Below are 23,846 nucleotides of genomic sequence, written 5' to 3'. Positions count from 1 at the left end.
AAAGAGAAGACGAAAAAAGTTAAGAGGTTTTGGGTGGGCAGACGGTGACGTTCACGGTTTTCACGACCAGCCACCCCTTCGGTTCATCAATCCAGTTGCCCAGGTAGCGGGCGTTCACGGCCGAGCTGAGGAAGTTCGGCACTTCAGATGCCCCGATTGTGAGGTTAAACCTCGACCTGAAACCGGGAAGTATGGGGAATCCTTTGCCAAAGTCAACTGAGAGGGGGAGCACGAGGTCCCGGTAGTCCCCTTTACCCATACTGTGGAAGTAAATTACATCGAGGGTGATGTTGTTGCAGGTTCCGTAGTAGGTTACCAGTTTAAGTTCGATTTTTCCGGACTGAACCGTTGACGGAAAATCGATGGGAACTACAAAGACTCTCAATTTAGCCTGAGCGCTCCCATTGGAAGCTAAGACCTGGAACGGGTGGTAAATAATCGTGAGATTCCTCGGGCTTTCACCGTTCAATGCCACGGACAGGTTTTCGGCATCACCCAGCACAAGCCACGAGCCCTCGCCGTCCTCCACCCAGCCTGGATAAACCAGAATAACCGCGTCCCTTCCGCCGGCGAGAGTTCTAACTATGCTTCCACCTTGGAGTTCCCATTCAACAATAACGGTGTTGTTCTCCGACTGAACGCTTAGGTTCAGGTTCTCAGGAGATGCATCGAAAGCACTCAGGTAGCCACTGGAAGATGCCTTCTGAAGCCCCCAGAGAGCGAGGATAAAGAGCACTACGAAGGCTAAAGTCTTACGCAACATAGTTATCAAAGTTACCAATGTCAAAGAAAAATAAAAAGATTTTGTCCCTGCTAAGGCACAATCCTCGTCCCGAAGCCATCTCCCCTAATCGCTCCGCTCAGCCTCCCGGGAACGAGGCCGTTGACGAACCAGACCTCGGAAAAGCGCGCTATCTCTTTTGCTTCCTTCAGCTTGTTTATTATCCCGCCGGTCACGTCAGTCCCGGCTGAACCGGAGATGCGCTTTATGATGTGGTCAATGTTGTCCGCAGGAATCTCCTGGAGGAGTGTGCCCTCCCCGGGAACCCCGTCGTAAATCCCGTCAACGCTCATCAGGAAAACAACCTTTTTCGGGGTAAAGAGCTTGGTGAGGTACGTGACTATCTGGTCCCCGGATAGTATGTCTATTCCTTTCATGAGGTCAACGGCCACGTCGCCGAAGAGGACGGGAATAAAGTCGGTCTCGATAAGCTTCCGTATGGGCTCAACGTCCCCGTAAACAACCCTGTCCGAGTCCATGAGGAAAACGGAGGAGCTTGAGACGGAAACCGCCGGAAGACCGGCATTAATGAACGTCTCGACGATTTTCATGTTCGCCCTGAGCATGGCGTGGTGGGTGAGAGAGAACCCCTTCTTGCGCCAGAACAGGGCCGCCTCCGAAAGCCCGGTAAGGCCCTCCCTTATGCGGTACTCCTTGGCATAGGGGTGCCCGAAGCTCCCGCCGCCGTGGACGATTATAAAGTCCTCCTCGGGGTAAAAATCCTTAATCTCCCCTGCTATTGAGCGGACGACGTTCTCCCTGAAGTTCTCGGGCTCGCCCCTTTTGTCGCTGAAGACACTGCCACCAATCTTGACGATTATCACGGAATCACCTCCTCTATCCTGAGGCCCTCCCTGCTTATCTCGGTTATCATCGGCGTCCCGCCGGCTATGGTTATGGCGGTCGCGACTTCCCTCTGCCTGCCGGGCGCGAGGGCGTACATACAGCCTCCGCCACCTGCACCAGTTATCTTTGCCCCGAGGGCCCCCGCAGTCCTGGCCGCATAGACGAGCTCGCTGAGCTTCTTGGTCGAGACGCCGAGCGCGTCGAGGAGGCCGTGGTTGATGTTCATCAGCTTCCCGAGCCTCTCGAAGCGCACCTCCTCGTCGAGGTCGGAGAGCAGGATTTCCCTGGCCTTCTCAACGACCTTGCCCATCGAGAGGAGTATCGGCTCTATTATCTCAGGAATTTCTTCCTTCGTCTTCCTCACCATCGCAACGAGCTCCTTCGTCGAACCGCTAGAACCGGTGTAGCCAACAACTATTGGGAGCTCCATAAAGGGCAGGTGCTCGAACTTCCCCTTCTCGTAGTGGATAAAGCCGCCTATTGCTGAGACGGTTGGGTCAATGCCACTCGAAGCGCCCTGGACGAGGAGCTCAACCCTGTGGCCGAGCTTCCCTATCTCCTCCCTTGTCAGCTCAAGGCCGAGGAGCTTTGAGACTGCGCCAATTGTAGCGACGGCTACGGCTGCTGATGAACCGAGGCCCGCCCCGACGGGAATCTGGGATGTTATCGAGACGGTTATTCCCCTGTCTCTCCTGTCTGCCTCCTCCCTAACCAGCTCTATTGCCTGACGGACGTAGCTCAGAACCTCTGCGGCCTTTCCGTAGTCGCTCTCAAAGTAAATCTCGTCCTCGGAGAAGGACACAGTAAGACCGGGAACGCGTATGTCCTTGGCCTCTATCTTTATCGCACCTTTCTCGTTGAACTCTGCCCAGACATAGGTTCTGAGATTTATTGCGGCCGCTATAGCGGGCTTTCCGTAGACCACGCTGTGCTCGCCGAAGAGGATAATTTTAGCCGGGGCAGATGCTAAAACCCTCATCTTCGACCCTCCAGGAATTTTTCGATTTTGGAGCGTATAAGCTCGACCCTCATTCTATCGCCTCCAGACCGAGGTAGTCGTAATAATAGCGTTTGAAGTCCTCCCACTCCTTTAGCGTTTCATAGGCAAGGTCGTAGAGAACAGTCCCGTCCCTGCAGAAGAGAACCTTCCCCCTGAGGCACTCCCTCTTTAAATAAACTGGGAGGAGCTGGAACACCTGAACGTCGTATTTGTCGGACAGATACCCAAGAACGAGTTCCCTGAACCTAAAGGCCTCTTTGGGGCTTCCCTCGTAGTAAACGCACAGGTCTATATCGCTGTCCTTCCCCGCCTCACCACGCGCCTGGGAGCCGAAGAGAATGATGAACTTAACCCTCTCCCCGCCGAGCTCAAGGATTTTTCTCACGGCCTCTTCCAGTTTCATGTATAAAAATGGAAAAATCCCCTTATGGCCTTTTCGTTCACTTCCTCATCACGATGCTCGCGTAGCCAACTATAGCCTCAGTGCTCCTGCTTACCTCAAAGCTCGTCGTGTAGTGGAGGAGCTCCGCTTCAAGAGCCCCGGCAAGGCGAGAGTAAACTATCGCCGTCCCAACAGCCCCGGGCCCGCACATCGTATGGTTCATCTCGCGGAGCTCTCTAAACAGGCCGTCAACGTCGAAGTCGAGGATTCTCCTTATCAGCCTGAAGTCCCACTCCTTTATCCTGTGCGGAAGCTCATCGGCCTTCGCCCTGAACGGAACGTAGCCGTAGACCGGCCCGTAGTGCATGAAGTCCGTGCTCGCTACGACGACTACATCCCTGCCGAGCTCTTCACTGGCCTCGAAGATAGCCTTTCCGAGGGCCTTCGAAACGTCCTCGTCCTGGATTCCAAGGGTTATGGGGACTATCCTAACGTCTTTGCCGGCCAGCTCGCTGAGGTACTGAATGAAGGGCATCTGCACCTCAATGGAGTGCTCGTATTTGTGGGCGAGCTCATCGAGGTCGGCTATTCCGGAAAGCTTCGCTATTGCCTTGGCCATTTCAGCGTCAACTTCTATGCTCCCGAGCGGTGTCAGCCACTCGCCCTCAGGATAGACAGCTATCGGCGAACCGCGGCCCGTGTGGTTCGGCCCGAGTATTACAAAGGTCTCAGGAAGGCCGTCCTCAAAGATGGCCTTGTATGTCCTCGACGCGGTGTAGCCCGAGAAGACGTAGCCAGCGTGAGGCGCTACTCCGGCAGTTATCCTCCTCTCGCTCCCCTCTTCTCCAAGGTCACTGAAGAACTCCTCCAGCATCTCGATGAGCGCCTCGTCAGATGGATAGAAGCTTCCCGCGGCTGCCGGATACCTTATCACCGCCACCACCTCCAAAATTAGTTGGTGCAGGAGTTTAAATACCTTGGGTTAGTTTAAGCCCCGACCCCGTCAGGGGCAGGACTGCCCTTTCACCCCGCTTGATTTCGCCCATTTCAATGAGCTTCCAGAGGGCCGAGAGCACAACCGCTGAGGTCGGCTCAACGAGGAAGCCGTGCCTCTTGAGCCAGTTGAGCGCACCCATCGTTTCGAGCTCGTTGATGCTCACGCAGAGCCCGTCCGTTTCCCGGAGTACCCGCTTCATCTCATCAAGCCTCGGCGGTTCTGGAATCGCTATCCCCTCCGCGAGGGCGTTTCTGGCATGGGAGCGCCCGCAGAGGCTCTCGTAGCCGGAGGCCTGAACCGCAACGAGTCTCGGAAGTCCCTCAATTTCGCCCGTGGCCTTCAGCTCGGAAAAGCCCTTCCAGAGGCCGAGGAAGAGGGTTCCACTCCCGGCAGGAGACAAGACCCAGTCCGGGACGCCGACCTGCTCGTAAATTTCAAAGGCTATCGTCTTGGTGCCCTCCAGGAAGTAGGGGTTGAGCCAGTGGGAAACGTAGGTGATTCCGCTCCGCTCGGAGAACTCGGCCGTGCGCTCGTGGACGGTCATCCTGTCGCCTTCGACGTAGTGAACCACGGCACCGAGTTGCTGAAGGAGCGAGAGCTTGCCGGGGCTCGTGTCGTAGGAGACGAAGGTGTGCACCTTGATTCCCGCGGAGAGGCCGTAGAGGGCAAGGCTCAGAGCGGCGTTACCGGAGCTGTCGAGCACAACTTCACTGATGCCTTCTTCGAGTAGCTTTGAGACCGTGACCCACGCCCCCCTGTCCTTGAAGGAACCGCTCGGCTGGAGGTATTCCAGCTTGAAAATCGCTTTAACGCCGTTTATTTCCATCTCACTGACTGGAGTTATCGTTGGGACGGGGATTACATAGTTCTCGATGGGCAGATGGGTGAGGTAGCGCCTTGCATCGAGAAACGGCTCCGGAGTGAAGGTCTCTGGAGGTCTCTCGACGAGAAGTGTCCCACCGCACTCGCAGGTTAAGCGAAATGCCTCAGGATATGTCCTTCCACACCGGGAACAGCGCAGCATACCATCACCTTTTTTAGGGCTGGTATTGAACATATGACACCGGACTTAAAAAGGTGGTCGCCATGGGAGAGAAGTTCGTATCCGCTGAGAGGCCCCAGACTGAGGAGGGTTACCAGTACCACATAGCCTGCAAGCCCGGCGACGTTGCGCGCTACGTCCTCCTGCCGGGCGACCCCGAGAGGGTGCCCAAGATAAGCTCTCTCTGGGACGAGGCCAGGGAAATAGCCTTCCACCGCGAGTACAGGACGCACACCGGGAAGTACAAGGGCGTGCCGATAAGCGTCACCTCAACCGGAATAGGCGGGCCTTCAACCGCCATAGCGATAGAGGAGCTCGCCGCCATCGGGGCTGACACGTTCATAAGGGTCGGCTCCACCGGTGCAATCCAGCCGGGAATAGAAATCGGCGACCTGATAATAGCCAAGGCGGCTGTGAGGCTTGAGGGCACCTCAAAGCAGTATGTGCGCGTCGAGTACCCAGCTAGCGCAGACCTCGAGGTCACCCTCGCGTTGATCGAGGCCGCCGAGACCCTCGGCGTGCGCTACCACCTCGGAATCACGGCCTCGACGGACAGCTTCTACCTCGGCCAGGGCAGGCCGGGTCTTAACGGATACTTCCCGAGCTTCGCGAGGAACATAATAGACGACCTGAGGCAGGCCAGGGTCACCAACTTCGAGATGGAGGCCGCTACCCTATACACGCTCGCCAACATCTACGGACTCAGAGCCGGCTGTGTCTGTGCGGTCTTCGCTAACCGCATCACCAACGAGTTCGGCAAGGCCGGAGAGAAGGAAGCGGCCCTGGTTGCCAGCGAGGCCGTGAAAATACTCGCCGAGTGGGACGAGGAGAAGGAGAAAGCCGGTAAGAAGGTCTGGTTCCCCGGGCTGAGGGGTTGAAATGGACGAGAGGCTCCTGCTCGTCAGAAAACTCCTCAGCGAGGGGGACGTTGCCGGGGCGCGGAAAGAGGCGGAGCGCATAGACGACCCCTACTGGCGCTCCTATGCGCTGAGGTGGGTCGCCGAGGCGCTGGCCGGTGAGCCCGAGAGGGCCCTTGAAGTCGCCCAGTCCATAGAGGAGCCGTCAATCCAGGACGAAACGCTCCGCTCCCTCGCCTATATTTTTTCCAAGAACGAAAAGTTCAAAGAGGCTATCGAAACCGCGCGGAAAATCAAAAACCAGTTTTTGAGAAAGAAGGCGCTTAGAGCCGTCAGCAACTTTCTGGCGAAGGCAATAGCCATGAAAGGCGTCGAGCTCCGCCTGAGCGACCTAAGGCTCGATGAAAGGGACCTCGAGGACCTCAAACCTCTCCCCTACGGTATCGTTTACAAGGACGGCAAGCTGATGCCAGGCTCAGTTCTCCACAGAATTAAAGGGGAAGTCGCAGGTGGGGTGCTCGACAGGTCGGAGGAAGGACCAAAAAGAGGACCTCCAAAGCCCAAGTTCGAAATAAAGGACTCCAGACCCGAAGAGTACGTTGTAGACTACATAGAGAAGCTCCTTGAAAAGGGTGAGCTGGAGGATGCCGAGAGGCTTGCTAGGGGGCTTCCGGAGCCGTTCAGGAGCTATTACCTGGAGGAAATCGGCGTGAGGCTCCTCGAAGCCGGGGACGAGGTCAGGGCGGAGGAGATGTTCCGGGAGCTCGAAGTCTCCGACGTTTTGGGGGCGTTGCTCGCAAGGAGACACCTTGACAGCCCGGAGAGGGTACTAAAGTACCTCGAAAAGACCCACAACCCGGCGACAAGGTTGATGGTCGCATACGAGGTTACTAAGAAGAGGGGCATTGACCCCGATTTTCTGCGGAACGTCCTGATATGGGCGGCGGACGAGTGGAAGAGGGGAAGGATACTGAAGTTTCTCGCCTTTGAGATGCTGAGGGAAGCCAAGAAGACGGGGAACGATGAGCTAAGAAAGACTGCCAGAAACCTCTTCGAGCTGGGGAAGCAGCTGGAATGGAGCTCCGCCTGAGGCACCACCAAAATTTCTGCTGGCTTCTGGAAACTCACTGGCTTAAGAAGGCACTACCCACCTTTGGACAAAGTGCCACTAAAAGCCATGAGAAAAGCCTGATAAAAATTTTGGCGCCCCGGCGGGGATTTGAACCCCGGACCTCGAGGTCCGCAGCCTCGCGCCCTATCCAGACTAGGCCACCGGGGCACTGCCCGCTAACCCTTCTCGAAAACGCTTTATAAATTTAACCGTTGTCCAGAACCGAAAAATTTATAAAGGGTCCGCAGTTGAGTTAGTAACGGGTCTGATGGGGCGGATGCGGTGGTAGTCTAGCCTGGCTAGGACAGCGGCCTGCCACGCCGCTGGCCCGGGTTCAAATCCCGGCCACCGCACCAAACTTCGTTTTTGGACGGGGTTTCACCACACCTTTCTTAAGACGCCGATGCCTCAAAGATGCAATGTTTGTATAAATGTTTGTCCTACAGGAAGTTCCGCCTGGGCGTCTGGAAGCACGAGGGGAAATTCTACCCAGCCAAAAGCTCCGCATAGTGTACCGTGCCTGCAACTGACTCCCCCAGCCCCGAAGGGTGAGGTTTTCAAAAGAAAAATGCAACTTTTAGATTCAACCCACGAAGGAATATTTGTTCGACAAATTAACACTTAAAATTTCAAAGCGTGAATGCTGTTCGTCTATTGCCTTATTACTTTTCGACACAGTAAAACTTATAAAGTCCGCGACCAAAGGCACTACGGCGGGAGTGCAGGCGGGGGATACTTCGCTTAGCTCGTGGCGCCGGTCAGGGGCCGGTGGGGGACGTTCCCCCTCCCCCGCCGATTTTCTCCGCCGAGGTGATACTGTGAAGTTCAACACCCGTGCCAATGTTCTCAACTTCGAAGGGGGAAGAAGTTACCGCCCAAGCCCGGAGCTTGAGCTCTTCCTCAGGGTCGCAAGCAACTTCGTCAGGGAACCAAAATTCTACACCGAGCCAGACGAGGATTTCAGGGGTCTTCTCAAGGCGTTTGAGCGCGCAATAACGACAAATCCCGAATACGTCGCCAAGCTCATAGTCTACGCCCGCGAAGAAATGTTTCTCCGCTCCCTCCCGGCACTCGGAACCGTCCTCCTCGCCAACCACGAAAAGTACAAAGGCACGGGCATACCAAGAAAAGTCGGTGAGAGAGTCCTCACGAGGCCGGATATGCTCACGGAAGTCCTAGCCATACAGTTCGCCCTCTACGGGAAGCCGATCCCCAACAGCCTCAAGAAGGCCATAAGGAACAGCTTCACCCACTTCGACACATACCAGCTCGCCAAGTACCGTTGCGACAACTGCAAGGTCAAACTCAAGGACGCCCTCCTGCTCACCCACCCAAAGCCGAAGAACAAGGAGCAGGAAGAGGCCTTCAAGGCGCTAATCGAGGGCAGGCTCAAGAACACCCGCACGTGGGAAGCCGAAGTCTCCACCCAGGGCTCTACAACCGAGACCTGGAACGAAGTGCTCGACGAGTTCATCAAGTATAAGCAGGTCTTCGCCCTCCTCAGGAACCTCCGCAACCTCATAAAAAACGAGGTAGACAAAGAGAAGTTCAAGAAGGCAATGGAAATACTCGCCGACCCGAGGGAAATGCGCAGGGCAAAAGTCTACCCGTACAGGTATCTCACTGCGTATCAAATACTCAGAAAAATGAAAGTAAGCTCCCCAACCCAGGCCGAACTCAGGGATACCGCGCTCAATGCAATAAGGAAGGCCATAGAAGAAAGTACCGCAATGCTCCCGGACTTTGATGGAAGAAACCTAGTCCTCGTGGACGTGAGCGGTTCAATGGACTTCTGGCTCAGCAGGAGGAGTGCGGTGACTCTGAAGATGTTGGCGGCGTTCTACGGCGCAATACTCGCCAAGAAATACGACACGATCATAGGCGTCTTCGCCGACGACTATCGCTGGATACCCAATGGGGGAAGTGTCTTCGAGACGGCGGATACCATACTCAAGAGCAACGTCGGCTATGCGACCTACGCCTACAGGCCAGTGAGAAGTATCCTTGAGAGGGGAGAGTACTTCGACAGAATGTTCGTGTTCACGGACATGGTCGTCTATTCCGATAGATGGGGCGCTAACGACTTCCAGAGGGCCGTTGCCGAATACAGAAAAAGAATAAACCCCGAACTCAGGGTAATCACGTGGGACCTCGCAGGCTATGGCCAGGTTTATCTAGAAGACAGTGACATAAGGAACATATACATCGGCGGCTTCACGGAGAAGGTCTTTGACCTCGTGAAGTACCTAGAAAACGGAAATAGAATAGCAGAAGTAATAAACGAAAGGGTGTCCCTCTGAGGCCCCCTCGGATATTTTTATCATTATGTCCTCAACTTCGCCAGCGCGTCCTCTGCAGCCTTGAGTATCTGGTAGCCGACGGGTGAAGCCGTGAGGAGCGGGTGCGTCGCTATCTGGAGGGTGTAGAGTTCGCTGGCCGTGAGGCGCTTCTGTATCGCAAGGGCCAAGATGTTTATCATCTCGCCGACGCTCTTGCCTCCCGCTATCTGCGCCCCGAGTATCGCGCCCCTGTCGCGGGAGAATATGAGCTTCACCGTGACCATTGAAGTGTCCGGGAACTTCGCGGGGTGCCTGTCTGGGCCTGATGCCCTGCCGACTATGACCTCAAAGCCCTCTTTCTTCGCGGTTTCTTCGGTCATACCCGCCGCGGCCAGGGTGAGGCCAGCCACGTGAGTCGAGTAGGCACCTATCGTCCTCCTGTTCTCCCTGACGATCTGGAGCTTGAAGAGGTTCGCACCGGCTATCCTTGCTTCGAAGGTGGCGGTTGAGGCGAGCATGAGCGGGTAGGGCTTGCCTGTGAAGAAGTCCCTGTGCTCTACACAGTCGCCGACCGCGAATATGTCGGGGTGGGAAGTCCTCATGTACTCGTCAGTCCAGATGCCGTAGCGGGTGACCTTCAGGCCTGCCTTGACTGCAAGATCGACGTTCGGCCTGTAGCCGGTTGAGAGGATTACAAGGTCCGCTGGAATCTCGCTCCCGTCGAGGAGCCTGACCTTCTCGACCTTTCCATCGCCGAGGAACCTCTCGACCTGCCCGTAAACGACATTGATGCCGACCTCTCTCAGCCTCTTTTCAATCATCTCGCTGAACTCGGGGTCAAAGGAGCTCCTCAGCAGTCTGCTCCTGACAACGAGGGTAACGTCCTTGCCGAGCTTCCTTATCTCGTCGCCGACCTCAAGGGCTATGAAGCCTCCTCCAACGATGACGATTTTCTCGGCCTCTTTCACCCTCTCGCGGAGCTTCTTCAGGTATTCGTAGTCCTTGGGGACGGTGTATATCCCATCGAGGTCAACGCCCGGAAAGTCCGGTTTGGCCGGCCTCGAACCGGTCGCCAGAACCAGCTTCTCCCAGGCTATTTCCTTTCCGGACTTGGTCCTAACGACCTTTTTCGTGGGGTCAATCTCGGTGACCTCGTCCACAAGTATGTCCACACCGAGGGGCTCCAGGAACTTCTCGACGGGGAGGATGTCATCATCAACGCTCTTCAGAGTCCCGAAGATGTAGGGGATTCCGCAGGGAATCATTCCCACTTTTTCCTTCTTGATGACGAGGACGCTCTTGTCGGGGTAGAACTTCTTGGCCGCCATGGCCGCTGTGAGTCCTCCCGCGGAGGCACCAATAATTACGACATCGTACCTCATTTTGCACCACCACAAGAATTAGAGGCATTTGACTATTAAACGCTTTCTTTAACCCTTGGTTTTAAACATAGGCACTTTTGGGGCGAGAAATGGAGAAAAAAGGGCATCACTCACCGGTTGCGCCCTTGAGAGCGTCCTTACATGGGCAGCGGCGCTCCTTTGGAATGTGCTCGACTGCCTTCATAAGGAGGAGCTTTATCTCCTCGCTCTTCTGCGCCATCAGCTCTACGACCTCGGTGTGAGTCAGCTTTTCCCTGCTTATTCCGGCGGCGTAGTTGGTCACGATGGCAACGCTGGCGTAGCACATCTCAAGCTCCCTCGCGAGAGCGGCTTCCGGGCACTGGGTCATGCCAACGACGTCCGCACCGAGTATCTTGAGCGCCCTTATCTCCGCCCTCGTCTCGAAGCGCGGTCCCTCCATGCAGGCGTAGGTTCCGGTCGGGTGGTAGGTGAAGCCGAGCTCCTTGGCAGCTGTGATGAGGGCCTTCCTGAGCTCCGGGCAGTAGGGGTCGGTGAAGTCAACGTGGGCGACGAACTTCCTGTCGTGGGGGCTATCTTCACCGTCGTAGAATGTGTAGTGCCGGGTCTTCGTGAAGTCCATGAGCTGGTCGAGGACAACGAAGTCGCCCGGCTTCATGTCGAGGTTGAGGGAACCGACTGCAGAAGTCGAAAGAATCCTCTCGACGCCGAGCTCGTGGAGCGCCCAGATGTTGGCGTGATAGTTTATCTTGTGGGGCGGGACGCTGTGCTTTTCCCCGTGCCTCGGCAGGAACGCTATCTCCTCCCCCTTGTAGGTGCCTATCTTGACCTTGACGCTCCCGTAGGGTGTCTCCACCGTCTCTTCCCTGATGTTCTCAAGCAGTTTCGGGTCGTAGACACCTGAACCGCCAATAATTGCTATCCTCGGCATGGTATCACCTGAAAAGAAAAATCAAGAGGGGTTTTAAAAACGTTAGCTACCCTCCCAGAGCTTCCGCTGTGCCTCGGCACGTTCCTCAATGTCCTCTTTGACCTCCCCTCCAACGTGAATCTCAAGGATTTTGGCGAGGATTTCACTGAGGAGCCACGAGCCCCAGCGCGGGTCTTTTACTTCAAGCGCCGCATCTATGGCCCCGTCAATGTCGCTCTCCTTAAGCTTCTCCACCGCTATACTTCCAAACGCCAGGGAGCGGAGGTATGGGTCAAGGACTTTTGAGGCAAACTCCGCGGCGTCCTCATATGCATGGAGCTTTGAGAGGTAGCGAACCACCTTGACGATTAGCTTTTCGCTATCGGTTTCTGAGCCAATCCTCTTTACCAGCTCACGGCACTCGCGATCAGGCCGTCTCTCGAGAAGGGCATCGAGAATGAAGTTCATGGCGAGCTCCTTCTCGTCCCCTACAAGGCCGTCGAGCAACCTCTCCAGAAGCTCCGGCCTGTCCAGAATCGCCAGGACTATGGACTCAAGGAGTTCGGGATGAAGTTCGCGGGGGACTCTTGAGAGGACTTCCACCACAAAGTCTATTTCCCCCTGAGACGCCACACCCACGAGGAAAGACGTTAGCGCCTCAAAGCCAACACTCGATGAGATGCTCAGGGCCACGTCCACGAACTTCTCGTAAGTCCCCTCAGGAACCTCGGCCTTCTTCAGGTGGACAGCAACGGTTTTCATAGCTTCTCCGAGCCAGTAATCGCTCTTGAACTCTGAGAGCACGCGGATTGCAGTGCCAAACTCCTCACGCTTGAGGTGCTCCTTCAAAACTTCGTACGCCGCTATCGAGTGCCAGGGCTCGTCCTCAATAAGCTCAAGTATAAGCCGTGCCTTTCTCAGGCTGTCCTTTTCTATGTAGCGGTGAAGGATTTTAAGAAGAGCGTCGTTCCGCTTTATGCTGTTCTCTATCTCCTTCGCATAAAAGAAAGCGTCGTCGGTTCTACCGAGCTCAAGGAGCCTGCGGACGAGTTCTCCGAGCATGTCGTCTTTCAGAGGCTGGGGGAATGTTTTAATGGACTCATACGCCTGGACGAACGTCTTGCTGGCACTCCTTGACCCGGTTTTTCCGAGGTACGTGGCAACTTCAATGAGAGCCCTCACGAGGAGGAGCGGGTTATCTATTGAAGCAACTGCCTTGAGGGCCCGGGTAAACGCGTCCTTGTAACGGGGGTTCTTGGCCCTGTGCATGTAGTACCCGATTCTAGCGTACGTTATTGCCCTGAGATAGGGGTCTTTAATACTCCTTGTCAGGTAAAGAACCTCGTTATACAGCTCAGCCGACATACTCCCACCCGGTTGAATAAAAGCGAACTCATATTTATGACTTCCGGCCAAAGTTAGAAACGGTTAAGGCAAAAAACGAAATCATCCCATTTCATCGTAGACGATGCCAACAACCTCTCCGTCGTCAAGGGACACGAAGCTTACCTTAGTCTTCTTGCCAGTTTTGGGGTCCACAACAACAAAATCGGGGCTTACTAGGTACTTGCTCGACGGTATCTTCCAGACGTCACCGTAGTGGACCTTCATCTCCTTCAAAAACCTATCAACGTCACGCTTCAGCACAGTTGTCATAGCTATCACCATTATTACCTACAACTTCAAAGTATAAAAAGCTTTCTGATAGACATTCGTTAAAAATAATATCGACAATCAGCGAAGAAGAGGGTTGAAACAGAGGAGAGAGCCAATGGGGACTCCAATTTCCCTCGCTATAGGGGGACACTTTGCCTTGAGGAGGAAGAAAATCCTGGGGTCACCAGTCTCGCTAAGGGTCTCGAAGTTTGCCTGTCCCTTGGCTATGATGACATCGGCAGAACGGAAGATTTCAAGGAACGTCTCCGAGACGTGGTCCAAGGGGGCACCGGGCAGTCTTGAGCCCGTTGAGACAACCTCGGCAACCTCACCGAAACCAGCCTCAACCAGGTCGTCAACTGTGGCGTCGTTTATTATTGGTTCCTCTTTACCCGCAACGATAATCCGGAGGTTCGGAAAGTTCTCCCTCAGCTTCTCAATGAACAGCCTGTCGAAATATATCTCACCGCAGTTGTCCACGAGGTAGAGAAGGGTTTTAGCACACTTTAATCTATCAAAGAGCTCATTGCTGTGGTCTATTGCAAGAGATTCACTCACAACTTGCTTTATGTCGTCCTCAAGCTTTTGGGGGTCGTATCCGACAGAAAAGTCCACGACGTTCCCTGCTATCGCGAGCTTCAGCGCAGTCCCGAGGTCTGAATCCCTGAAGTGCCCCACGAGTTCTCTGGCAATCTCGTTTGAGAGCCGCTTGTACTTCTGAAACGGATCGTCGTTTCCGATTGCTTTGTAAAGGTCGAGGAAAAGCAGTCCCCCGGCAACTGCTGGAATCGAGTCCTTTGAAAACAGCTCTGAGGCCCGCCTCAGCGAAAACAGCATTGCGTCCCTGCGGGAATACTCTTCAAAAAGACCCATCTCCACAATCTTCTGGCACTGGTTTATTGCACAAGCAATGCACTCGTGGTGAATCCTCATAGCATCACCAGGAAAAATAAGGAGGGCATTTAAAAATATTCACTGAGGCCTCTCGAGGTAGTCAAACTCGTCCGGAACGGACCTGACCTTCTTCTTTTTCTCGCGCGTGAGCAGGTACTCATAGATGGTGAACATTGACATCGGCCACATCATCTCTCTCACCTCCTTTTTGTCATCTCCATGATGTTCTGGGTTTTTTTGGGTTTAAAAAGATTTTCAGCGCCGATTTCAGCAGGAATGACCTCATCAGAGCCATACTCTCGCAAAAAATGCCGGAGGGCTTTCTTTGGGCTTCAATGAACAACACTGTTCAAAGAAAAATGGTTAAATCGGAGTTCTTTTGAAAAATGGACACATTAATACGCTGAATTCACACCCAACCGTTTATAAACTCCCCTGTCCTCATAGTAACGGTGGTGAGATGGCGCTAGAAAAACTTGGAAAGGCCCTTAACAACGCCCTCAGAAAGCTGGCACGCGCGGGGACCGTTGATGAAGCGATGATTAAGGAGATAGTTAGAGACATACAGAGGGCGCTCCTCCAGGCAGATGTAAACGTCAAGCTCGTCCTCCAGCTCACAAAGGCAATACAGAAGAGGGCCCTTGAGGAAGAGCCCCCCGCCGGGGTCAGCAGGAAGGAGCACATAATCAAGATAGTCTATGAAGAGCTCACAAAGTTCCTCGGAACCGAGGCAAAGCCCCTTGAGATAAAGGAGAAGCCAACCATCATTCTAACCGTCGGTATCCAGGGTTCTGGAAAGACCACGAGCGTTGCGAAGCTGGCGAGACACCTCCAGAAGAGGGGCTACAAGGTAGGCGTCGTGTGTTCAGACACGTGGCGTCCCGGTGCATACCACCAGCTCAGACAGCTCCTCGACCCCTATGGAATAGAGGTCTTTGGAGACCCCGAGGAGAAAGACGCCGTCAAGCTTGCCCGCGAGGGAGTTGAGCACTTCCGCGAGAGGGGCGTTGATGTAATCATCGTTGACTCTGCCGGAAGGCACAAGGAAGAGAAAGGACTCATCGAGGAGATGAGGCAGATAAGCGAGGCCATAAAGCCCCACGAGGTCATTCTCGTAATAGACGGAACCATCGGCCAGCAGGCTTACAACCAGGCGCTGGCCTTCAAGGAGGCAACGCCGATAGGCTCGATAATCGTTACGAAGCTCGACGGAAGCGCCAAGGGCGGTGGAGCCCTCTCGGCCGTTGCCGCGACGGGGGCCCCGATAAAGTTCATCGGTGTCGGTGAGAGGATAGACGACCTTGAGCCATTCGACCCCAAGCGCTTTGTGTCGAGGCTCCTTGGGCTTGGGGACATCCAGGGCCTCCTTGAGAAGATAGAAGAGCTCCAGAAACAGCAGGAGTTCAAGGAAGAGGACGTCGAGAAGTTCCTCAGGGGCAAGTTCAACCTCAAGGACATGTACGCCCAGCTGGAGGCCATGCAGAAGATGGGCCCACTGAAGCAGATACTCCAGATGATTCCTGGACTCGGCTACTCCCTGCCCGACGACGTCGTAAAGGTGGGAGAGGAGAAGCTCAAGCGCTACCGTGTCATAATGGACTCGATGACTGAGGAAGAACTTGAGAACCCGGATATAATCAACTATTCCCGCATAAAGAGGATTGCCCGCGGTTCCGGAACCAGCACGGCTGAAGTCAGGGAGCTGCTGAATCAGTACAATCAAATGAAGAAGATGTTCAAGAGCATGAACAAGAGGAAGCTGGCCAAGATGGCCAGGAAGTTCAACCTCGGGGGGTTTGGGGTATGATCGAGGCCTTCGTCCTCGTTGTTGTTAAGCCCGGAAACGAGGAAAAAGTCTACGAGCAGGTTAAGAAGAACCCGCGCGTCAAGGAGGTATACCGCGTCTACGGGGAGTACGACATAATCCTCCGCGTCGAGGTTCCCACAATGGAGGAGCTTGACAGATTCCACGACGAGACCCTCAGGAGAATTCCCGACATAGAGATGACCGAGACGCTGATAGCGAGCACTTACCGGGGGGTGAATGGGTGAAGAAGTGGGTCGCGACTATAGACCTCGAAACCCTCGAGGTCGAGTCCGACCCCTCCTTCAAATTTAAGTGCGTTGAAGGGTGCGGGATCTGTTGTGAAAGGCTCGAAATTCCCCTGAGGGACGAGGACATTGTGGCAATCGAGGAGCTCGGCTACAACGTCTGGGAATTCGTGGACTACGAGAAGCTTTTCTACCGGGGGGACAAGTTCCTCGGCTACGCCCTCAAGAAGAGGTCCTTCGATGACGCGTGTGTCTTCCTCGACCCAGAGACAAAGAGGTGCCGTATTTACGGCCACCGCCCCCTCGCATGCAGGCTCTACCCCTTCATCTTTGTCAAGCACGGAAAGAAGATGGAAATCTACGTCAAAGAGGACTCCTTCTGTCCAGGGTTAAACCACCCCGAGGGCCAGCCTATAACTAAGGAATTCCTCCTGCAAGAATACGGCGATGTGATACAAAGTTACAGACAGAAAGTCCTGGGATGACCGAAACTTATTTATACATTTTTTTGTTAAACAGGGGGCACGCGGAGGTGATAAGATGAGCCAGCTAAAGTCCGTCCAGGAGAAGCTTAGACTCATCAGGGTGCTGAGGCTCCTCAAGAAGAGCTACACCTACGAAGAGTTATCCAAAATAACCGGACTGCCCATAACCGTCCTGAACAGGTACGTCAGGGGCAAGGTTCTGCCCAGCGCCGAGAGGACAAGGGAACTGCTAAAGCTCCTCACGCCGTACATAAACATTGAGGAAGAAGTCAAGAAGAGGATAAAGTTCGACGAGAGGGGCTTCTTCGACAACATGCCCGTGCTCAGCGACACAGCCCTGATGAGCCTCATAGCTGAGGAAGTGGCGGGGAGGTACTTCGACAGGGACGTTGACAAGGTGCTGACAGCCGCAACCGACGGTATTGCCCTCGGCGTCCACATAGCGAGAGAGCTCGGCGTTGACGTAGTCTACGCCAAGAAGAAGAAGGAAGTCGGTGTCGAGAAGTTCTACGAGGTCAGCTACGTTCCGAGCGCGTCTGGAACCGTCATGACCCTCTACCTGCCCCAGTGGGCGCTCAGGAAGGGGGAGAACGTCCTCATCGTTGACGACGTTATAAGGAGCGGAGAGACACAGAGGGCGCTCGTGGAGATGGCCCACCAGGCGGGGGCAAAGCCCGTGGGAATGTTCTTCCTCGTGAGCGTCGGGGACATCGTTGAGAAGCTCCGGGAGGAGTATGATTTCCCTGTTGAAAGCCTCATAAGGTTGGGTTGATATGAAGGGCTTCGTATACAACGCCGAGGGGCTGAGCCTACCGATAGAGTTCACCCCCGGCGTTCCTTTCAAATTTGAGTGCACGGAAGAGGAGTGCGGCAAGAAAATCGTTCTGGAAGGGACAGTCGTTGAAGTCGAGAGCACCGAGTTCAGCAGGGTTCTCGAAGAGGTCGTCAGGGACAATCCCGAATTCAAAAAGATTGAGGAAATAACTGCCAGAAAGTACGTTTTCAGGGGAAAGGTAAACGGAAGGGAAGTGGAGCTCCCGGTCGAGAGCTTCGAGGACTTTGCAAGGCGCTTTCTCGAAGAGGTCTTAGTCTTCAAGGGCTAACCTCGGTTCTTCCTTTACGACCTGCATTGCAACGCTCGTGTTCGTTTTTTCCACGCCGTCGAGGGAAAGGAGCCACTTGACGAAGCGGTTCATGTCCTCCCTGTCCCGGAACTTTGCGATAACGAAGATATCAAACTCACCGGTTATGTCGTAGACCATCATCGCCCGGCTCTTCTCGGCGATTTTCCGCTCTATCTCCTGTATCTTCTTGCCCTGCGCCTTGACCCCAATGAGGGCAGTCAGCCCAAAGCCGAGCTTCTCGTAGTCTAGGACGGGGGCATAGCCTTTTATGACCCCGTTCTCTTCCAGCTTTTTGATGCGGTTGTAAACGGTGCCGACGGCAACGTCAAGCTCCCTGGCTATCTCCCTGAACGAGAGGCGGGCATTCTTCTGGAGTAGCGAGATTATCTTGATGTCCAGCTCATCGACCATGCACCTCACCACCCAAAGTAAACCGTAAACTTTAAATACCCTTCTCCGCGATGGAATAGCGGGCAGTGGACCGGTAGCCTAGCCAGGATAGGGCGGCGGCCTCCTAAGCCGCAGGTCCGGGGTTCGAAGCCCCGCCGGTCCGCCATTACAGCCCTTGCTTGCGCAAGCGCTGGCGGAAAAGATGTGCCTTTCTCGAGCGTGTCCTTGTTTCAAGCAAGTTTCCCTCTATTTGCTCCCTTGATTAGTTTTTCACTTAAGAATGCGCGCCCTTCGGGCGCCGAAAACAAAGTCGAAACTACTCAAGAGGGCTTCATTTAGTGTCAAACCCCAGTCAAATTGCACTCGAACAGTGCACAACTGACCTTCTGCCTAAAAGAGAAAGAGTATTTTCGCCAGCATTTCCCAAAGGCTGAGCGCGAAGTTTGACAAACGAGTTCCATTGAGCAGGTACATCAAGATTCAAAAACAAAAGGAGGTGATAGAGGACGCACTCCTGCTCTACCTTGAGAGCATGCACAGAGAGAGGAAGGCCAAGAAAAAGAAAAAGCTCCTCTCCCTCTGACCAAACCTTTTCTCACGTCCACTTTGGTCGGCTGACCCCCGAAACATTTAAATACCTTGAAGTTTTTAGTTTCTTTAGGTAAGAAAAAATGGGGGTGGTGGATTATGGTGTACGTGGCGGTTCTTGCTAACATAAACGGGAACCTTCCAGCACTTGCGAAAGCCCTTGAGAAAATCGAAGAGCTCAAAGAGGAGGGTTATGAGATTGAGAAGTACTACGTCCTTGGAAACGTCGTCGGTCTGTTCCCGTACCCGAAGGAGGTTCTCGACACGCTTGACGACCTCATCAGGAACAACGTCGTTAAAGTCATCCGCGGTGAGTTCGACCAGGCCATAGCCGCGAGCGACCCGCACGCCGAGGGACCTGACTACATTGACAGGCTCAACTACCTGGACTACACCAAGAAGGCCCTCAAGTACACCTGGAAGAAGCTCGGTCACGAGGGCAGGGAGTTCATAAGGGACCTGCCGATTTACCTCGTGGACAGGATTGGCAAAAACGACATCTTCGGCGTCTACGGAAGCCCACTCAATCCGTTCGAGGGCCAGGTTCTTCCTGACCAGCCAACCAGCTACTACGAGGCCATAATGAGGCCGGTTAAGGAGTACGAGATACTCTTCGTCGCATCACCCAGGTATCCGGTCAACGCGATGACGAGGTACGGAAGGGTAATCTGCCCCGGAAGCATAGGCTACCCGCCCGGCAAGAACCACAAGGCGACCTTTGCCCTGGTGGACGTGGACACCCTCCACACCAAGTTCATCGAAGTTGACTACGAGGACGAGAAGAAGCTCATAGAGGAGAAAATCAGAAGTGAGGGCCTCCCGGAGGAGCTCATTAAGGTTCTCTACCACGGGAAGGTCTGATAAGCCCCACAATTTCTTTTATCGTTTTCCACTCGTAGGCGAGGAAGGCTGCAAAGCCAGGGAGCAGAGCGTAGCTTGACACAAAGACAGAGGACTGGAGGAGGAGCCCCACAACAAGGTGCGCATAGATGCGTGGGGACACGTTCAAGAGTCTAGAAGCGTTGATTGCAGTCCCAACTAAAATCGCCCCATAGCCCATGAGAAGGCCGACCATTACTCCTTCTGCACCCGTTTTTGGGATTAATGCATACCACGAAGCTAGGGCAACGAGGGCGCCCAGTGTAGATATTACAGTCCCGGTTTTGACGTAAGCTGTCGAGTTCAAAGCGACTATGCTCGGGTTGTAGGCGATGTAAACTTCCACGGCCATCAGGGCGATGTAAAAAGAGGGCCCAACGTCAAAATTGAAGACCAGCTCCAGCAGTTTTCTGCCGACAATCATCAGGACAAAAACCGCCGAAACCGTCACAAAGGACAGGAAAACGGTTGTCTTTTCGGCGAGCTCTTTAACGTATGACTCATCACCTTCCCCATGCTTGTATGAGAACAGGGGCATTATAGCAGACTGGAGAACCTGCGGGAGGTAAGTAAGCAGAAAAGCCGTGGAGAGAACCGCGGAAACGACTCCAGCCACTTCAGCATTTCCGAGAATCTCCGCCATGAAATACGGGCCCTGGACAAGAAAAATCCCCGAGAGAGTCCCCAAGAAAGAGTACGCGGAATACGATGCCAGAAGCAACAGGTGGCTTAAATCAGGTTTTCCAAAGTAGCCGAAATGCAGCAGGTATGCGAAGGCTATAACCGTAACAGTGCCCAGGAACAGCAGGTAAGGAGCAAAGAGGTCAGGTAAGAAGAGCCCAACGATGAACCCTACAAATGCGACCAGGATTGCATAGGCGTAGTGTTCTCCCCTGTGGATGCCGTAGAGGAAGCTCCTAAGGGTAAGCTGGACCGCCCTAAACGTTGAGAGTAGGGCGAGGTGCGGGCTGTATGGAAGGAGGGTTAGACCCGCGAGAGGTAAGAGAAAAGAAGGCAAAGCCAGCGAGCGAACTTCATTTTCCCTGCCACTTCCCAGGAACTCCGACGCATACTTCCCCAGAGCAACGGCGAAGAAGCTGAGCGGGATAGCCACTAAGAAAGCCTTGGAAATCAGGGCGTTCGCAAGGCCGAGCTCCTCAACACCAAAACGCCGTGAAACCACAGCGCTGTACAGAAACCTAGTTATTCCCATAATCCCGAGGGCAATGACCGACGCCACCGAATGCCTCACGAGAATCCTTTTTTCGTATTTCATGGAAATAGAGAAAAGCTAAGGCATTTTAACCTTTTTTGAAGCCGAGGTAAAACCCCGCAACAAACGCACTGGTGCCCGGGAGTATACCAAGAACCTTCTGGCCAAGGCTCGTTACCTGCTGAGTGACGTCCCCCGCTAGGTTAAAGAGCTTATCGGTGTTTATCGTTATGACGCCCTTCTGCTGGAGGTAGAACAGGCTCACGATGTAGGCACCGATTATAGCAATCACTAGCTTCATGAACTTTTTGAGCGCATAGCCCGTGATAAAGCCGACAAGTGCCCCAATGCCCATATCACCAAACATGGCACCCGTGTTGAACTCCATAGTCATCCCCTGAGAAGTTCTTAGAACAGTATAGTAAAAAAACCTTTCCCAAAAGACTTAAATTATACGCCTTCAAAATATTTACAGGACATAAAACAGGTGGGAACATGACGACGCCGATAGAGAGGTTGAAGAATAAGATAACGAAAGAAGTCCTCTGGCTATACATCCTCCGCCTCCTCCAGGAGAGGCCCATGTACGCCTACGAGCTCAAGGAAAGGATAAAGGAGGCCTTTGAGTTCGAGCCCGCAACGGTCAGCTCCTACGTCGTGCTCTACAAGCTTGAGAAGGAGGGCTACGTCACCGCTGAGTGGCAGGAGAGCGAAACGGGGAAGCCTGCGAGAAAGTACTACAAGCTAACGCCGAAGGGAGAGGAGCTCCTAAAAGAGGGAATAGAGTTTTTAGAAAAAACGCTGAAAAAGTTGAAGAAAACCTAATCAGCGTCCGCCACCGCGCGGTTCTCTGGCCTTGGGGCGGAGCCCCTTGTATCCGCACTTTCTGCACTTCTTTGCGCCCCACGGGTTGGTGGCGCCGCAACGCATGCAGATAAGCTTCCTGAAGATTCTTGCTTCAGCTTCGGGGAATCTCGCCATCTCAACCACCTCAATGACATTGACGGGTTTGGTTCATCAGGGAACTTTTAAAGGTTTGGTGCGGGGGACGGGATTCGAACCCGCGAAGCCCTACGGCACCGGATCTTAAGTCCGGCCCCTTTGGCCAGGCTCGGGCACCCCCGCGCGAGGGGAAATACAGGGGGAAAGTTAAAAACCTTCCCCTCAGGTCCTCACAATCCTCATCTCGAAGTCCTCAACCGGAATCTTGAAGTCCTCCCTGCTCTCGATTTCCTTCCTGTTGTAGAGTATCTCCCTGGCGAGTATCCAGTAGATAAGCGCGAGGGCCTTCCTACCCTTGTTGTTGGTCGGGATAGCGACGTCAACGTAGCTGAGGAAGTTCTCGGTGTCAACGAGGGCAACTATCGGTATTCCAATCTCAACGGCCTCCTTCATGGCCTGGTGGTCGGCCCTCGGGTCGGTGACTATGATGACGTCGGGCTCGAAGAAGTTCTTGACCTGCGGGTTGGTCATGGTTCCGGGAAGGAAACGGCCGGGGATCGCCTTTGCACCGGTAACCTCGCCGAACTTCTTAACCGGCTTCTGGCCGTAGAGCCTGACGCTAACGGCGAGGATGCTCTCCGGGTCGAACTTGGCAAGGAACTTGCCGGCAACGCGGAGCCTCTCATCGGTCTTCCTAACGTCGAGGACGTAGAGGCCGTCCTGCCTGACGCGGTAGATAAACTTCTTCATGTCCTGGGTCTTCTGCTGGGTGCCGATGTGGACACCCGCTGCCAGATACTGGTCGAGTGGAACGAGATACTCCTCCATTTCCTTCACACCTCCTCATCCTTCAAAGGTTATTATCCTACCCCTTTCACCCAAATCTTCGGCTATTCTTATCAGCTCGTTAAGCCTGGCGATGGAGTTTGAGTGGAGTACCATCGCCGGGCAACGGAAGCCCACCGCGAGGTGGGCGAGGGCCTCATCGGAGGACTCGTAGCGAGCCTCCGAGAGGATTGGGACTATTCTCTCCGACTTGGCGTCATTTATAAGGTTGTATAAGTCGGTGAGCGTACCCAGGTTTATGGGCTTTATGGACAGCGCGTTGTAGTAGCGCCTGTCGAGTATGTCCTTCTCGCGGAAGAGGTATTCTCCATCAACGAAGACGCCATGAGTCCCAGCTATGAGCTCAAGGAAGAGCTCCTCACTTCCGATGGGCTTTATGTAGGCGACGTTGTTGTCCTCGACCGTTGAGAGGACAGTTTCCATGTCGAGCTCCTTTTTCTGGACGAGCCCGAGGGCAACCTCAAGGCCGAGCTCGTCAGTGGCCTTTTCGGTGGCCTTCGAGTAGGCCTCAACGGTGTTGCCCTCAACGTTCTCAAGGACGCTGTTGAATGCGTCAACGACGTCGGTAATCTCCATCAAGTCGCGAACCATGACGTAGTAGTCGAACTCCTCACCGCGACCGAGCTCGAGGATTGGAACTGGCAACTCGGTGGTGAAGGTTCCCCCGAGGTAGCTGTAGAGGGGGAGGTTCTTCTCGCTGGCGGCGGCCTTTGCAGTCGCTATCGAAACCGCCAGCGCGGTGTTTGCTCCAATGTGACCGAAGTTCTCGGTCCCGTCTATCTCCCACAGGTAGCTGTCTATTAACTCCTGCTCGGTGGCGTCGAACCCTATCAGCTCGGGCCCGATAATCTCGTCAACCTCGCTCACAGCCCTGTGTGCCTCGGCTATGTAGAGGCTCGGGTTCTCGTCTATCGGTGAGGCAAACCGCCCAAAGCCCGAGCTGGTTATGACGTCCACCTCAACCGAATACTTGCCCCCCTTGAGGACAGCAACCCTGCCGATTACGTTCTCTATCACCGTCATCTTTCATCAGCTCGGCCTTATTACGGTGAGCGGGATTATTCCCTTCTCAAACTCCATGAGGGCCGCCTGGAGGGGAGTTATTCCCTCGGGAACGTCTATCAGCACGGGAGCTCCCATGGCTATCTGCAGCGCTCTCGCACCGATGATACGGGCCTTCTCAAAGCGGGTGTACTGGAACATACTCTACC

29 protein-coding genes and 4 tRNA genes are annotated in these 23,846 nt (G+C 54.4%); 13 read left to right on the top strand and 20 right to left on the bottom strand.

All coding sequences use genetic code 11. From position 1 onward, the window contains the following. Nucleotides 1-19: 19 nt before the first annotated feature. From ACZ5ER_RS04470 to ACZ5ER_RS04445, 6 genes are read right to left on the bottom strand one after another with little or no spacing between them, the layout of a single operon-like run. Nucleotides 20-772 carry a hypothetical protein gene (locus ACZ5ER_RS04470; RefSeq protein ID WP_464934879.1) on the bottom strand — a complete coding sequence of 251 codons (753 nt, stop codon included), beginning with the start codon at nucleotides 770-772 and terminating at the stop codon, nucleotides 20-22. Nucleotides 773-813: 41 nt separating this feature from the next. Further along, on the bottom strand, nucleotides 814-1,605 hold the full coding sequence (locus ACZ5ER_RS04465) for an isopentenyl phosphate kinase (RefSeq protein ID WP_050002796.1): 792 nt from the start codon (nucleotides 1,603-1,605) through the stop codon (nucleotides 814-816). Then, nucleotides 1,602-2,606 (bottom strand): mevalonate kinase, encoded by a 1,005-nt coding sequence (locus tag ACZ5ER_RS04460; protein WP_050002795.1) that lies wholly within the window; start codon nucleotides 2,604-2,606, stop codon nucleotides 1,602-1,604. The genes ACZ5ER_RS04465 and ACZ5ER_RS04460 overlap by 4 nt, the downstream gene beginning before the upstream one ends. 49 nt (nucleotides 2,607-2,655) lie before the next feature. Further along, nucleotides 2,656-3,030: a type VII toxin-antitoxin system MntA family adenylyltransferase antitoxin gene (mntA, locus tag ACZ5ER_RS04455; protein ID WP_464934878.1), complete on the bottom strand. Its 375-nt coding sequence runs from the start codon at nucleotides 3,028-3,030 to the stop codon at nucleotides 2,656-2,658. A 37-nt stretch (nucleotides 3,031-3,067) separates the two neighbouring features. Continuing rightward, nucleotides 3,068-3,943 (bottom strand): MEMO1 family protein, encoded by an 876-nt coding sequence (locus tag ACZ5ER_RS04450; protein WP_464935099.1) that lies wholly within the window; start codon nucleotides 3,941-3,943, stop codon nucleotides 3,068-3,070. Nucleotides 3,944-3,977: 34 nt separating this feature from the next. Next, entirely contained in the window at nucleotides 3,978-5,030 is a 1,053-nt protein-coding gene (locus tag ACZ5ER_RS04445) for a pyridoxal-phosphate dependent enzyme (protein WP_464934877.1), read from the bottom strand. 62 nt (nucleotides 5,031-5,092) lie between these two features. Here ACZ5ER_RS04445 and udp point away from each other — a divergent pair, with 62 nt between their 5' ends. Both udp and ACZ5ER_RS04435 read left to right on the top strand, forming a co-directional pair. Then, complete coding sequence (gene udp, locus ACZ5ER_RS04440) at nucleotides 5,093-5,926, top strand: uridine phosphorylase (protein ID WP_464934875.1); 834 nt, start codon at nucleotides 5,093-5,095, stop codon at nucleotides 5,924-5,926. Nucleotide 5,927: 1 nt separating this feature from the next. Then, nucleotides 5,928-6,995, top strand: a complete 1,068-nt coding sequence (locus ACZ5ER_RS04435; protein WP_464934874.1) for a hypothetical protein — start codon at nucleotides 5,928-5,930, stop codon at nucleotides 6,993-6,995. Nucleotides 6,996-7,106: 111 nt separating this feature from the next. Here ACZ5ER_RS04435 and ACZ5ER_RS04430 read toward each other — a convergent pair. After that, nucleotides 7,107-7,184 (bottom strand) — tRNA-Arg (locus ACZ5ER_RS04430). 111 nt (nucleotides 7,185-7,295) lie between these two features. Between ACZ5ER_RS04430 and ACZ5ER_RS04425 the strand changes: the two genes are divergently transcribed. Next, nucleotides 7,296-7,372: transfer RNA gene (locus ACZ5ER_RS04425), tRNA-Gly, on the top strand. A gap of 462 nt (nucleotides 7,373-7,834) precedes the next feature. Beyond that, a complete protein-coding gene (locus ACZ5ER_RS04420) occupies nucleotides 7,835-9,316 on the top strand; it encodes a TROVE domain-containing protein (protein WP_464934873.1) in 1,482 nt (493 codons plus the stop codon). Nucleotides 9,317-9,339: 23 nt separating this feature from the next. On the opposite strand, the gene ACZ5ER_RS04415 is transcribed toward ACZ5ER_RS04420, so the two are convergent. The 5 genes from ACZ5ER_RS04415 to ACZ5ER_RS04395 all read right to left on the bottom strand — a co-directional run bounded on the left by ACZ5ER_RS04415 (nucleotide 9,340) and on the right by ACZ5ER_RS04395 (nucleotide 14,155). Beyond that, the gene (locus tag ACZ5ER_RS04415; RefSeq protein WP_464934872.1) at nucleotides 9,340-10,677 is read right to left on the bottom strand and encodes an NAD(P)/FAD-dependent oxidoreductase; all 1,338 of its coding nucleotides are present in this window, start codon (nucleotides 10,675-10,677) and stop codon (nucleotides 9,340-9,342) included. 106 nt (nucleotides 10,678-10,783) lie between these two features. Further along, nucleotides 10,784-11,587 carry an S-methyl-5'-thioadenosine phosphorylase gene (mtnP, locus tag ACZ5ER_RS04410; protein ID WP_050002787.1) on the bottom strand — a complete coding sequence of 268 codons (804 nt, stop codon included), beginning with the start codon at nucleotides 11,585-11,587 and terminating at the stop codon, nucleotides 10,784-10,786. 42 nt (nucleotides 11,588-11,629) lie between these two features. After that, a complete protein-coding gene (locus ACZ5ER_RS04405) occupies nucleotides 11,630-12,931 on the bottom strand; it encodes a hypothetical protein (RefSeq protein WP_464934871.1) in 1,302 nt (433 codons plus the stop codon). 81 nt (nucleotides 12,932-13,012) lie between these two features. Beyond that, nucleotides 13,013-13,222 (bottom strand): hypothetical protein, encoded by a 210-nt coding sequence (locus tag ACZ5ER_RS04400; protein WP_050002785.1) that lies wholly within the window; start codon nucleotides 13,220-13,222, stop codon nucleotides 13,013-13,015. A 78-nt stretch (nucleotides 13,223-13,300) separates the two neighbouring features. After that, entirely contained in the window at nucleotides 13,301-14,155 is an 855-nt protein-coding gene (locus ACZ5ER_RS04395) for a damage-control phosphatase (RefSeq protein WP_050002784.1), read from the bottom strand. A gap of 421 nt (nucleotides 14,156-14,576) precedes the next feature. Here ACZ5ER_RS04395 and ACZ5ER_RS04390 point away from each other — a divergent pair, with 421 nt between their 5' ends. The 5 genes from ACZ5ER_RS04390 to ACZ5ER_RS04370 are packed head-to-tail and all read left to right on the top strand — an operon-like array spanning nucleotide 14,577 to nucleotide 17,756. Continuing rightward, nucleotides 14,577-15,923 carry a signal recognition particle protein Srp54 gene (locus tag ACZ5ER_RS04390; protein WP_050002783.1) on the top strand — a complete coding sequence of 449 codons (1,347 nt, stop codon included), beginning with the start codon at nucleotides 14,577-14,579 and terminating at the stop codon, nucleotides 15,921-15,923. Next, nucleotides 15,920-16,168 (top strand): Lrp/AsnC family transcriptional regulator, encoded by a 249-nt coding sequence (locus ACZ5ER_RS04385; protein WP_050002782.1) that lies wholly within the window; start codon nucleotides 15,920-15,922, stop codon nucleotides 16,166-16,168. Before ACZ5ER_RS04390 ends, ACZ5ER_RS04385 begins: the two co-directional genes overlap by 4 nt. Further along, nucleotides 16,165-16,653, top strand: coding sequence for a YkgJ family cysteine cluster protein (locus ACZ5ER_RS04380; protein ID WP_050002781.1), 489 nt, complete (start codon nucleotides 16,165-16,167; stop codon nucleotides 16,651-16,653). The genes ACZ5ER_RS04385 and ACZ5ER_RS04380 overlap by 4 nt, the downstream gene beginning before the upstream one ends. 55 nt (nucleotides 16,654-16,708) lie before the next feature. Beyond that, nucleotides 16,709-17,425: a phosphoribosyltransferase family protein gene (locus ACZ5ER_RS04375; protein ID WP_050002780.1), complete on the top strand. Its 717-nt coding sequence runs from the start codon at nucleotides 16,709-16,711 to the stop codon at nucleotides 17,423-17,425. A 1-nt stretch (nucleotide 17,426) separates the two neighbouring features. Next, nucleotides 17,427-17,756, top strand: a complete 330-nt coding sequence (locus ACZ5ER_RS04370) for a hypothetical protein (RefSeq protein WP_050002779.1) — start codon at nucleotides 17,427-17,429, stop codon at nucleotides 17,754-17,756. On the opposite strand, the gene ACZ5ER_RS04365 is transcribed toward ACZ5ER_RS04370, so the two are convergent. Further along, nucleotides 17,739-18,188 (bottom strand): Lrp/AsnC family transcriptional regulator, encoded by a 450-nt coding sequence (locus ACZ5ER_RS04365; RefSeq protein WP_050002778.1) that lies wholly within the window; start codon nucleotides 18,186-18,188, stop codon nucleotides 17,739-17,741. The genes ACZ5ER_RS04370 and ACZ5ER_RS04365 overlap by 18 nt on opposite strands. Before the next feature lie 67 nt (nucleotides 18,189-18,255). Here ACZ5ER_RS04365 and ACZ5ER_RS04360 point away from each other — a divergent pair. The 3 genes from ACZ5ER_RS04360 (at nucleotide 18,256) to ACZ5ER_RS04350 (ending at nucleotide 19,616) form a co-directional block, all read left to right on the top strand. Further along, a tRNA-Arg gene (locus ACZ5ER_RS04360) sits at nucleotides 18,256-18,333 on the top strand. Nucleotides 18,334-18,627: 294 nt separating this feature from the next. Next, nucleotides 18,628-18,750 (top strand): hypothetical protein, encoded by a 123-nt coding sequence (locus ACZ5ER_RS04355; protein WP_265100834.1) that lies wholly within the window; start codon nucleotides 18,628-18,630, stop codon nucleotides 18,748-18,750. A gap of 104 nt (nucleotides 18,751-18,854) precedes the next feature. Next, on the top strand, nucleotides 18,855-19,616 hold the full coding sequence (locus ACZ5ER_RS04350) for a metallophosphoesterase (RefSeq protein WP_050002777.1): 762 nt from the start codon (nucleotides 18,855-18,857) through the stop codon (nucleotides 19,614-19,616). Here the strand turns inward: ACZ5ER_RS04350 and ACZ5ER_RS04345 are convergent. Beyond that, nucleotides 19,588-20,910, bottom strand: a complete 1,323-nt coding sequence (locus tag ACZ5ER_RS04345; RefSeq protein ID WP_464934870.1) for a lipopolysaccharide biosynthesis protein — start codon at nucleotides 20,908-20,910, stop codon at nucleotides 19,588-19,590. The genes ACZ5ER_RS04350 and ACZ5ER_RS04345 overlap by 29 nt on opposite strands. 25 nt (nucleotides 20,911-20,935) lie before the next feature. After that, nucleotides 20,936-21,235: an FUN14 domain-containing protein gene (locus ACZ5ER_RS04340; protein ID WP_050002775.1), complete on the bottom strand. Its 300-nt coding sequence runs from the start codon at nucleotides 21,233-21,235 to the stop codon at nucleotides 20,936-20,938. Between the two features lie 107 nt (nucleotides 21,236-21,342). Between ACZ5ER_RS04340 and ACZ5ER_RS04335 the strand changes: the two genes are divergently transcribed. Next, complete coding sequence (locus ACZ5ER_RS04335; protein ID WP_050002774.1) at nucleotides 21,343-21,672, top strand: PadR family transcriptional regulator; 330 nt, start codon at nucleotides 21,343-21,345, stop codon at nucleotides 21,670-21,672. Here ACZ5ER_RS04335 and ACZ5ER_RS04330 read toward each other — a convergent pair whose 3' ends face one another. The 5 genes from ACZ5ER_RS04330 to ACZ5ER_RS04310 form a co-directional block, all read right to left on the bottom strand. Beyond that, the gene (locus ACZ5ER_RS04330; protein WP_014122450.1) at nucleotides 21,673-21,828 is read right to left on the bottom strand and encodes a 50S ribosomal protein L40e; all 156 of its coding nucleotides are present in this window, start codon (nucleotides 21,826-21,828) and stop codon (nucleotides 21,673-21,675) included. 56 nt (nucleotides 21,829-21,884) lie between these two features. Then, nucleotides 21,885-21,972 (bottom strand) — tRNA-Leu (locus ACZ5ER_RS04325). A 39-nt stretch (nucleotides 21,973-22,011) separates the two neighbouring features. Continuing rightward, the gene (gene rpsB, locus ACZ5ER_RS04320; protein ID WP_050002773.1) at nucleotides 22,012-22,617 is read right to left on the bottom strand and encodes a 30S ribosomal protein S2; all 606 of its coding nucleotides are present in this window, start codon (nucleotides 22,615-22,617) and stop codon (nucleotides 22,012-22,014) included. 15 nt (nucleotides 22,618-22,632) lie between these two features. Next, on the bottom strand, nucleotides 22,633-23,658 hold the full coding sequence (locus tag ACZ5ER_RS04315) for a hypothetical protein (protein ID WP_050002772.1): 1,026 nt from the start codon (nucleotides 23,656-23,658) through the stop codon (nucleotides 22,633-22,635). 6 nt (nucleotides 23,659-23,664) lie between these two features. Further along, on the bottom strand, nucleotides 23,665-23,838 hold the full coding sequence (locus ACZ5ER_RS04310; RefSeq protein ID WP_050002771.1) for a DNA-directed RNA polymerase subunit K: 174 nt from the start codon (nucleotides 23,836-23,838) through the stop codon (nucleotides 23,665-23,667). Nucleotides 23,839-23,846: the final 8 nt, after the last annotated feature.

Source organism: Thermococcus marinus, assembly GCF_055389025.1.
The sequence above is the reverse complement of the archived record's forward strand: the minus strand, read 5'-3'. Positions and strand labels throughout refer to the sequence as shown.

Bases quoted from the DNA above. Each gene is read 5' to 3' on its own strand.
- ACZ5ER_RS04340 (WP_050002775.1), bottom strand. From the start codon at position 21,235: ATGGAGTTCAACACGGGTGCCATGTTTGGTGATATGGGCATTGGGGCA.
- mtnP (WP_050002787.1), bottom strand. From the start codon at position 11,587: ATGCCGAGGATAGCAATTATTGGCGGTTCAGGTGTCTACGACCCGAAA.
- ACZ5ER_RS04365 (WP_050002778.1), bottom strand. From the start codon at position 18,188: ATGGTCGATGAGCTGGACATCAAGATAATCTCGCTACTCCAGAAGAAT.
- ACZ5ER_RS04385 (WP_050002782.1), top strand. From the start codon at position 15,920: ATGATCGAGGCCTTCGTCCTCGTTGTTGTTAAGCCCGGAAACGAGGAA.
- ACZ5ER_RS04330 (WP_014122450.1), bottom strand. From the start codon at position 21,828: ATGGCGAGATTCCCCGAAGCTGAAGCAAGAATCTTCAGGAAGCTTATC.
- ACZ5ER_RS04375 (WP_050002780.1), top strand. From the start codon at position 16,709: ATGAGCCAGCTAAAGTCCGTCCAGGAGAAGCTTAGACTCATCAGGGTG.
- ACZ5ER_RS04315 (WP_050002772.1), bottom strand. From the start codon at position 23,658: ATGACGGTGATAGAGAACGTAATCGGCAGGGTTGCTGTCCTCAAGGGG.
- ACZ5ER_RS04350 (WP_050002777.1), top strand. From the start codon at position 18,855: ATGGTGTACGTGGCGGTTCTTGCTAACATAAACGGGAACCTTCCAGCA.
- ACZ5ER_RS04310 (WP_050002771.1), bottom strand. From the start codon at position 23,838: ATGTTCCAGTACACCCGCTTTGAGAAGGCCCGTATCATCGGTGCGAGA.
- ACZ5ER_RS04415 (WP_464934872.1), bottom strand. From the start codon at position 10,677: ATGAGGTACGATGTCGTAATTATTGGTGCCTCCGCGGGAGGACTCACA.
- ACZ5ER_RS04435 (WP_464934874.1), top strand. From the start codon at position 5,928: ATGGACGAGAGGCTCCTGCTCGTCAGAAAACTCCTCAGCGAGGGGGAC.
- ACZ5ER_RS04400 (WP_050002785.1), bottom strand. From the start codon at position 13,222: ATGACAACTGTGCTGAAGCGTGACGTTGATAGGTTTTTGAAGGAGATG.
- ACZ5ER_RS04460 (WP_050002795.1), bottom strand. From the start codon at position 2,606: ATGAGGGTTTTAGCATCTGCCCCGGCTAAAATTATCCTCTTCGGCGAG.
- ACZ5ER_RS04395 (WP_050002784.1), bottom strand. From the start codon at position 14,155: ATGAGGATTCACCACGAGTGCATTGCTTGTGCAATAAACCAGTGCCAG.
- ACZ5ER_RS04405 (WP_464934871.1), bottom strand. From the start codon at position 12,931: ATGTCGGCTGAGCTGTATAACGAGGTTCTTTACCTGACAAGGAGTATT.
- ACZ5ER_RS04370 (WP_050002779.1), top strand. From the start codon at position 17,427: ATGAAGGGCTTCGTATACAACGCCGAGGGGCTGAGCCTACCGATAGAG.
- ACZ5ER_RS04345 (WP_464934870.1), bottom strand. From the start codon at position 20,910: ATGAAATACGAAAAAAGGATTCTCGTGAGGCATTCGGTGGCGTCGGTC.
- rpsB (WP_050002773.1), bottom strand. From the start codon at position 22,617: ATGGAGGAGTATCTCGTTCCACTCGACCAGTATCTGGCAGCGGGTGTC.
- mntA (WP_464934878.1), bottom strand. From the start codon at position 3,030: ATGAAACTGGAAGAGGCCGTGAGAAAAATCCTTGAGCTCGGCGGGGAG.
- ACZ5ER_RS04335 (WP_050002774.1), top strand. From the start codon at position 21,343: ATGACGACGCCGATAGAGAGGTTGAAGAATAAGATAACGAAAGAAGTC.
- ACZ5ER_RS04390 (WP_050002783.1), top strand. From the start codon at position 14,577: ATGGCGCTAGAAAAACTTGGAAAGGCCCTTAACAACGCCCTCAGAAAG.
- ACZ5ER_RS04445 (WP_464934877.1), bottom strand. From the start codon at position 5,030: ATGCTGCGCTGTTCCCGGTGTGGAAGGACATATCCTGAGGCATTTCGC.
- udp (WP_464934875.1), top strand. From the start codon at position 5,093: ATGGGAGAGAAGTTCGTATCCGCTGAGAGGCCCCAGACTGAGGAGGGT.